Origin of the sequence: Streptomyces sp. NPDC057616, from assembly GCF_042800575.1 — a bacterium.
Lineage (GTDB): Bacteria > Actinomycetota > Actinomycetes > Streptomycetales > Streptomycetaceae > Streptomyces.
The window spans coordinates 140,636-147,960 of record NZ_JBHVGU010000008.1; the positions used below are offsets into that span (position 1 = coordinate 140,636).

General features: G+C 71.4%; 10 protein-coding genes. 9 read left to right on the forward strand and 1 reads right to left on the reverse strand.

Features of this window, described 5'->3' with window-relative positions; all coding sequences use genetic code 11:
- Positions 1-88 precede the first annotated feature (88 nt).
- The 7 genes from ACFU97_RS12200 to ACFU97_RS12230 all read left to right on the forward strand — a co-directional run bounded on the left by ACFU97_RS12200 (position 89) and on the right by ACFU97_RS12230 (position 5,175).
- Complete coding sequence (locus tag ACFU97_RS12200) at positions 89-538, forward strand: enoyl-CoA hydratase-related protein (protein ID WP_384254428.1); 450 nt, start codon at positions 89-91, stop codon at positions 536-538.
- A gap of 82 nt (positions 539-620) precedes the next feature.
- A complete protein-coding gene (gene paaA / locus ACFU97_RS12205) occupies positions 621-1,604 on the forward strand; it encodes a 1,2-phenylacetyl-CoA epoxidase subunit PaaA (RefSeq protein WP_384254431.1) in 984 nt (327 codons plus the stop codon).
- Entirely contained in the window at positions 1,601-1,894 is a 294-nt protein-coding gene (paaB, locus tag ACFU97_RS12210; RefSeq protein WP_384254433.1) for a 1,2-phenylacetyl-CoA epoxidase subunit PaaB, read from the forward strand. Before paaA ends, paaB begins: the two co-directional genes overlap by 4 nt.
- Before the next feature lie 9 nt (positions 1,895-1,903).
- Positions 1,904-2,737 (forward strand): 1,2-phenylacetyl-CoA epoxidase subunit PaaC, encoded by an 834-nt coding sequence (gene paaC / locus ACFU97_RS12215; RefSeq protein ID WP_384254436.1) that lies wholly within the window; start codon positions 1,904-1,906, stop codon positions 2,735-2,737.
- Positions 2,731-3,246, forward strand: a complete 516-nt coding sequence (gene paaD, locus ACFU97_RS12220; RefSeq protein ID WP_384254438.1) for a 1,2-phenylacetyl-CoA epoxidase subunit PaaD — start codon at positions 2,731-2,733, stop codon at positions 3,244-3,246. Before paaC ends, paaD begins: the two co-directional genes overlap by 7 nt.
- Positions 3,246-4,364: a 1,2-phenylacetyl-CoA epoxidase subunit PaaE gene (paaE, locus tag ACFU97_RS12225; protein ID WP_384254441.1), complete on the forward strand. Its 1,119-nt coding sequence runs from the start codon at positions 3,246-3,248 to the stop codon at positions 4,362-4,364. The genes paaD and paaE overlap by 1 nt, the downstream gene beginning before the upstream one ends.
- 58 nt (positions 4,365-4,422) lie before the next feature.
- Positions 4,423-5,175, forward strand: a complete 753-nt coding sequence (locus tag ACFU97_RS12230) for a transglutaminase domain-containing protein (protein WP_384254443.1) — start codon at positions 4,423-4,425, stop codon at positions 5,173-5,175.
- Between the two features lie 16 nt (positions 5,176-5,191).
- Here the strand turns inward: ACFU97_RS12230 and ACFU97_RS12235 are convergent, their stop codons facing one another.
- Positions 5,192-5,695, reverse strand: coding sequence for a cupin domain-containing protein (locus ACFU97_RS12235; protein WP_384254446.1), 504 nt, complete (start codon positions 5,693-5,695; stop codon positions 5,192-5,194).
- A 135-nt stretch (positions 5,696-5,830) separates the two neighbouring features.
- On the opposite strand from ACFU97_RS12235, the gene ACFU97_RS12240 reads away from it, so the two are divergent.
- On the forward strand, positions 5,831-6,337 hold the full coding sequence (locus ACFU97_RS12240) for a MarR family winged helix-turn-helix transcriptional regulator (protein ID WP_384254448.1): 507 nt from the start codon (positions 5,831-5,833) through the stop codon (positions 6,335-6,337).
- Positions 6,338-6,511: 174 nt separating this feature from the next.
- A partial coding sequence (locus tag ACFU97_RS12245) for a hypothetical protein (protein ID WP_384254451.1) occupies positions 6,512-7,325 on the forward strand: 814 nt, incomplete at its 3' end.

Sequence of the window (7,325 nt, forward strand, 5' to 3'; positions counted from 1 at the left end):
ACATGGGGGGGGAGGGGTGGGGGGGGGTCGGGAAGGGGGTTGGGGGGGGGGGGGGGGTTTTTTTTTTGGGTTGGGGTTTTGTTCTGGGGTGGTCTTCCCCTCTTGGGGGTTCCTCCTGGGGGGGGGGGGGGGGGGGGCACGCTTCGCCACCGCCTTCACGGGCATCGGCCTGGCGGCCGACAGCGGGCTCAGCGGCTCGCTGGCGCAGGCGGTCGGCCCGTCCAGGGCGGCCGCGCTGATGCTCCTCGGCGACCGTTTCGGTGCGGAGGCGGCCGAGCGGTGGGGCCTGGTCCACCGCGTCGTGGCGGACGGTACGGCGACCGAGGAGGGGCTGGCGCTGGCCCGGCGCCTGGCCGCCGGTCCCACCGCCGCGTACGGCGAGGTGAAGGAGCTGCTGCGGACCGCGGCGGACGCCGATCTGCCCGCGCTGCTGGAGGCGGAGGCCGCCGCGCAGCAGCGGCTCGGGCGCACGCAGGACCACCGTGGCGCCGTCCGCGCCTTCCTCGAAGGACGGGCGCCGGCCTTCGGCGGGAACTGATCATGCTCCGGCACTTGCCGAAACCCGGGATTCTCGGCATATCATGGACCGAACGAACGGTCGGTTGGGATTGGTGATACGGATGACGGCACAGCAGGCCGACGCGTCGGCCCCCGACGCTCCGCCCGCGCTGCAGGAGCACTTCGAGGCGACGATCGAGCGCGACCAGCGGATCGAGCCGCGCGACTGGATGCCCGAGGGCTACCGCAAGACGCTGATCCGGCAGGTCGCCCAGCACGCGCACTCGGAGATCATCGGCATGCAGCCGGAGGGCGAGTGGATCACCCGCGCACCCTCGCTGCGCCGCAAGGCGATCCTGTTCGCCAAGGTCCAGGACGAGGCGGGACACGGCCTGTACCTGTACTCGGCGGCCGAGACCCTGGGTGCCGACCGGGCCGACCTCACCGAGCGGCTGATCGAGGGACGCCAGAAGTACTCGTCGATCTTCAACTACCCGACGCTCAGCTTCGCGGACGTCGGCGTCATCGGCTGGTTCGTGGACGGCGCCGCCATCTGCAACCAGGTGCCGCTGTGCCGCTCCTCCTACGGCCCGTACGCCCGCGCCATGGTCCGCATCTGCAAGGAGGAGTCCTTCCACCAGCGGCAGGGCTACGAGCTGCTGATGACCATGATGCGCGGCACCGAGGCCCAGCGGGACATGGTGCAGGACGCGGTGGACCGCTGGTGGTGGCCGTCGCTGATGATGTTCGGCCCGCCCGACGACTCCTCGCCCAACTCGGCGCAGTCGATGGCCTGGAAGATCAAGCGGCACAGCAACGACGAGCTCCGTCAGCGCTTCGTCGACATGACCGTCCCGCAGGCAGAGAAGCTCGGGGTCACCCTGCCCGACCCGGAGCTGCGCTGGAACGAGGAGCGCGGGCACCACGACTTCGGCACACCCGACTGGGCCGAACTGATGCGGGTCATCAGGGGCGACGGCCCCTGCAACACCGAACGGATCGAGCGGCGCCGAGCCGCTCACGAAGAAGGCGCCTGGGTGCGCGAAGCGGCCAGTGCGCACGCTGCCAAGCAGGCGGCCCGCGCTGCGAAGGGAGCGGTGGCATGACCTCCGGAAAGCACGGTTGGCCCCTGTACGAGGTGTTCGTGCGCGGCAAGCGTGGCCTCAACCACGTCCATGTCGGCTCGCTGCACGCGGCCGACGACGCGATGGCGCTCACGCACGCGCGTGACCTCTACACCCGTCGCAACGAGGGCGTGAGCATCTGGGTGGTCCGCTCCGAGAACATCGCCGCCTCCACGCGCGACGAGAAGGACCCCTTCTTCGCGCCCAGCGCGGACAAGGTGTACCGCCACCCCACCTTCTACGACATCCCCGACGACGTCCCCCACATCTAGGAGCAGGGCATGAGTGACGACCACGTCTACATGTCCCTCGCCGAGGGACACGACGACAGTGACGCCCGCTGGGCCTTCGGCACCGGTTTCGAGGACCCGCTGCACGGCGTCAGCACGGCCGTCCCCGAGGACGTCGACCGGGCCGAACTGGCCGCGATCTGCCTGGCGCTGGGCGACGACGCCCTCGTCTCGGCCCAGCGGCTGGCCGAATGGACCACGCGCGCACCGGAGTTGGAGGAGGAGGTCGCGCTCGCCAACATCGGCCTCGACCTCCTCGGCCAGACCCGGCTGCTCTACGCCCGCTGCGGCCAGGTCGACGGCACGGACCGCGGCGAGGACGCCTACGCCTACTTCCGCGACGCGGCCGACTTCCGCAACGTACGCCTGGCCGAACTGCCCAACGGGGACTTCGCGTTCTCCGTCGCCCGGCTGCTGGTCCTGGCCAGCTGGCGCCTGGCCCACTTCGAGCGGCTCGCCGCCTCGGCGGACCCCGTGCTCTCCGCCATCGCCGCCAAGGGCGTCAAGGAACTCACCTACCACCGGCAGTACGCGGCCGAGTGGGTCGTGCGGCTCGGCGACGGAACGGACGAGTCCCACGGGCGCATGCAGGCCGGTCTCGGCCAAGTGGCCGCGCACCTGGGTGAGTTGTTCGCCGCCCACGACGCCCGCACCGCGGTGCTCGCCGTGCTGGAGCAGGTCACCCGGGCCGCGGGTCTGACGCTGCCCGAGGTGCCGCGGCCGGCCGCCGGCGGCGGCCGCGACGGCGACCACACCGAGCACCTCGCCCCCCTGCTGGCGGAACTGCAGGGTGTGGCCCGCGCCCACCCGGAGGCGACATGGTGACCACGCTCACCGCCGACCGGCGCGCCCGGCACGTCGCCGAGCAGGTGCCCGACCCCGAGCTGCCCATGCTCACCCTCGCCGACCTCGGCGTACTGCGGGACGTGACGGTCGACGCCGACGGCACGGTCGTCGCCTCGCTCACGCCCACCTACTCGGGCTGCCCGGCCATGGCCGAGATGCGCGCGGGAGTCGCGGCGAGGCTCCGGGACGCCGGCTACGAGCGCGTGGAGGTCCGCACGGTCCTCGATCCGCCGTGGTCCACCGACTGGATCACCGCCGAGGGCCGCCGCAAGCTCGCCGAGCACGGCATCGCGCCGCCCGGACCGGCGCCGCGCCCGTCGTCCGGTCCGGTGCCGCTCCTGCTGTCCCCGACCCGGCGTGTGGTGCCCTGCCCGCGCTGCGGTGCGACGGACACGGAGGAGACCTCCCGCTTCGGCGCCACCTCCTGCAAGGCGCTGTGGCGCTGCCGCGCCTGCCAGGAACCGTTCGAGTACGTCAAGGAGATCTGATGGAGGACCTGTTGGCCACCGACGCCGCCGCTCCCTCGCCGGCGCGGCGCACCCGTCGCCGTCCGGCCTTCCACACGTTGCGGGTCGCCGACGTGCAGCACCTGTGCGAGGACGCCGTCGCGGTGAGCTTCGACGTGCCCGGGGAACTGGCGGAGGAGTTCGCCTTCGAGCCCGGGCAGTCGCTGACCCTGCGCCGCGAGGTCGAGGGACGGGACGAGCGCCGCTCGTACTCGATCTGCTCCCCGGCGGGTGCCCGGCCCCGGATCGGTGTCCGCGTGGTCCCCGGCGGCCTGTTCTCCTCCTGGCTGGTGAGCGAGGTCAAGCCCGGCGACACCGTCGAGGTGATGGGCCCGGTGGGCGTCTTCACCCCCGACCTGACGACACCCGGGCACCACGTGCTCATCGCGGCCGGCTCGGGCATCACGCCCATGGTCTCCATCGCCGAGTCCGTCCTTGCCGCCGACGACGACTCGCGCGTCACCCTGTTCTACGGCAACCGCCGTACCGACTCGGTGATGTTCGCCGACGAACTGGCCGACCTGAAGGACCTCTACCCGGCCCGCTTCCAGGTCGCGCACGTGCTGTCCCGGGAGCCGCGTGAGGCCGACCTGCTGACCGGCCGCCTCGACGCGGAGCGTCTCGCCGCGCTCGTCGACGGCCTGGTCGACGTCACCGATGCCGACCACTGGTGGCTGTGCGGTCCGCACGGCATGGTCCTCGACGCCCAGAAGGTCCTCACGGAGCTGGGAGTGCCCGAGAACCGGGTCCACCAGGAGCTCTTCTTCGCGGGCGAGGAGCCGTTCTCCCCGGTCCGGCACGAGGAGAGCAAGGCCGATGGCCCGGTCAGCGAGGTCACCATCGTCCTGGACGGCCGCACCACCACCTCCGCGCTCTCCCGCGAGTCCTCCATCCTGGACTCCGCCTCCCGCGTCCGCCCCGACCTGCCGTTCGCCTGCAAGGGCGGCGTCTGCGGCACCTGCCGCGCCCAGGTCACCGAGGGCGAGGCGGACATGCGGCGCAACTACGCGCTGGAGCCCGCCGAGGTCGACGCCGGCTACGTGCTGACCTGCCAGACCTTCCCCTGCTCGGACACGCTGACCGTCGACTTCGACTCCTGAGGCCCTGCCGCTCGCAGGCAGTTGTTGAACACGTTCAAAACCTCTGTCATGATGCGTCGTGTCGCTGGGATCGCCGGTCGAGGGCGGCACGGCCCCGACGCCGATCCTCGACTGGCGCCATCCGCAGGTCACTTCACTGCTGCGGCGGATCGGCCCGACGGCAGGCCCGGAAGGGGGCGCGGACCCGGCTCACCGGCTGGCGGCGCTGCGTCAGGCCCACCGCTCCATCGCCGCGACCGTACGGCCGGTGTACTCGGTGGAGGACGCACGGCCCGTGTCGCAGGTGCTGCGCCGCGGCCGCGGGTCGTGCAGCCAGCGGCTCGCCGTGCTGGAGGCCGTGGCGCGTGCGACCGGAGTGCCGACGCGGGTGCGCGGGCTGCTGGTGGACGGGACGTTCTGGTATCCGCGCTTCCCCCGGCTGCAGGGGCTCGTCCCGCACCAAGTGGTCCTCGCCTGGCCGGAGTTCCGCCTCGGACGCCTTTCGGCGGCCGGCCACCCCATGGCTCCCTGGCTGTCGGTGTCCGAACTCTTCGGCGATCTGGCCGAGTTGAGCGAGGGCGGTGGCGGGGGATTCACCAACTCCGGTACGGAGACGCTGTTCGAGGCCCTGTCCAGGACGGCCGTCGACTGGGACGGGGCGACCCTCTGTCCGGCGTCCGGCGCCACGTGCGACCTGTCCGCCTACGTCCTGGCCGACCTCGGCCGCTTCTGCTCGCGCGACGAACTCTTCGCCCGTCACGGTCAGACGCTGTGCCCGGCGGCGAGGACCGTCGCCGAGCCGGTCCTCGGGCGCCGCGCGGCGGGCGTCTGACGGTCGCCGGGGTCGATCAGGCGGAACCCTCCAGGGCCGCCCGCCACACCGGGCTGTCGACATAGTGGTTGTCGAAGCGCTCGGAGGACTCGGCGATCTCCTTCGGGTCCGCCTCGCCCCGCATCACCCGGCCGAGCAGGCGCAGATAGTCGAACCTGCCCATGCCGGGGGTGAACACGAACAGGACGTCCGCCTCGCGGCCCGGCGCCGCCGCGAAGGCGTGCGGGGTGCCGGGCGGTACCGCGAGGAAGTCGCCCTCCTCGAGGACGGTGATCTCGTCGCCCACCAGTACCCGCAGCGCCCCGCCGAGCACGAAGAACAGCTCCGACGCCCGGGTGTGGAAGTGGGCCGGAGCCCCCACCGCGCCCTTGGTGAAGGTGGACCGGTAGGTCGTGAAGCCGCCCGCGGTGCCGTCCGAATCGGACAGCAGGGTCATCACGCTGCTCGGGTCGGCGCAGGTCTCGGCCTCGGCCTTGCGGGTCAGTACCACGGCGGGCGGCACGTCGGTCGCGTAAGTCATGGGTCTCTCCTCGGATGTCCCTCAGCCTTGATAATCTCAACGTTAAGATAAAAGCAACCGACTCTCTCAACGTCAAGTGTCTTAACGTTGAGACGATGCCTGTCGTGGGAAGTGACGTCGAGGGAAGTGGTGGAGATGAGCGATGTCGTCGACGCGATCGTCGGCCAGTGGTCCGAGGAGCGCCCCGACCTGGTGGCGGACCTCTGGCCGGTGGAGCTCCTGGCCCGGATCCAGCGGCTGGCCCGGGTCGTCGACAAGTCCGCCAGGGCCACGGCGGCCGCGCACGGGGTGGAGCACGGCGAGTTCGACGTGCTCACCACGCTCCAGCGCTCCGGGCCTCCGTACGCCCTCACCGCGGGGACTTTCCTCAAGGCGTCCATGGTGACCTCCGGCGCCATCACCAACCGCATCGACAGGATGGAGGCCAAGGGGCTGGTCGAGCGGGTGCGCGAGGGCGACGACCGGCGCACCGTCAAGATCCGGCTCACCGAACACGGCCACGAGGTCACCCGGGCCGCCTTCGCCGACCACCTCGCCGACTACGCCCGGCTCCTCGCCGGTGTCGACCGGGATCTGGTGGAGAAGACCGCCGAGGGCCTGCGGCAGGTGCTGGAGACGCTCGGGGACACCACCGGCACCTGAGGGCCGGCCGGGTGACCTGCCGAGGGCAAGTCCCAGGCGTTCAGGATGCGTTCAGGTGCAGGGTGCCAAGGTCTTGTGCGGCGATCGCCGGTCCGCGGTCGCCCAGCTCAGGGCGCTCGCTCCCGCGCGGGGGCCGGGCGCCCTGCTGCACGACCTCACAAGGAGCCCCCCACCTTGCGACAGCCGGAAGTCCTCACCGACCTCGACACCGCGAGCGCGCGGACGTCGGTGATGAAGAAACTGCCCGACGTCACACTGGCGTTCTGGATCATGAAGATCGCCGCGACCACGCTGGGCGAGACAGCCGGAGACCTCTTCTCGCAGACCCTCCAACTGGGCTACTTCCTCACCACGGTCGCCCTGTTCCTGATCTTCGTGGTGACGCTGGTCGTCCAGCTGCGCTCCAGCCGCTACAACCCGTTCTTCTACTGGACCGTGATCCTGTCGACCAGCATGGCCGGCACCACGACGTCCGACTTCATGAACCGCGACGCCAGCGCCAAGTACCTCTCGGGCGGCGCCACTTCGCTCGGCTGGGGGCCGCAGGGCCTGGGCCTCGGCTATCCGGCCGGCGCGGCGATCCTGATCTCGGTCCTGCTCGTCATCTTCGCCCTGTGGAAGCTCAGCGGGATGACCTTCCAGATCCGCGACATCGTCACCTTCCGCGGCGAGGCCCTGTTCTGGTCGGCGATCCTCGTCTCCAACACGCTCGGCACCTCCATGGGCGACTTCCTGTCCGACAGCTCCGGGCTCGGCTACGCGGGCGGCGCGCTGCTCGTCACCGGAGCGCTCGCCGTCCTGGTCGCGCTGATGAAGGCACCGGCGGTGCCGAACGTGCTGCTGTTCTGGATCGCCTTCGTGCTGACCCGCCCGCTGGGTGCCACGGCCGGCGACTTCCTGACCAAGCCGGTCGACAAGGGCGGCATGAACCTCGGCATGGCCCTTCCCGCCGACGCTCTCGCAGCGGGTTCCGGCTCCGCATCCGGAC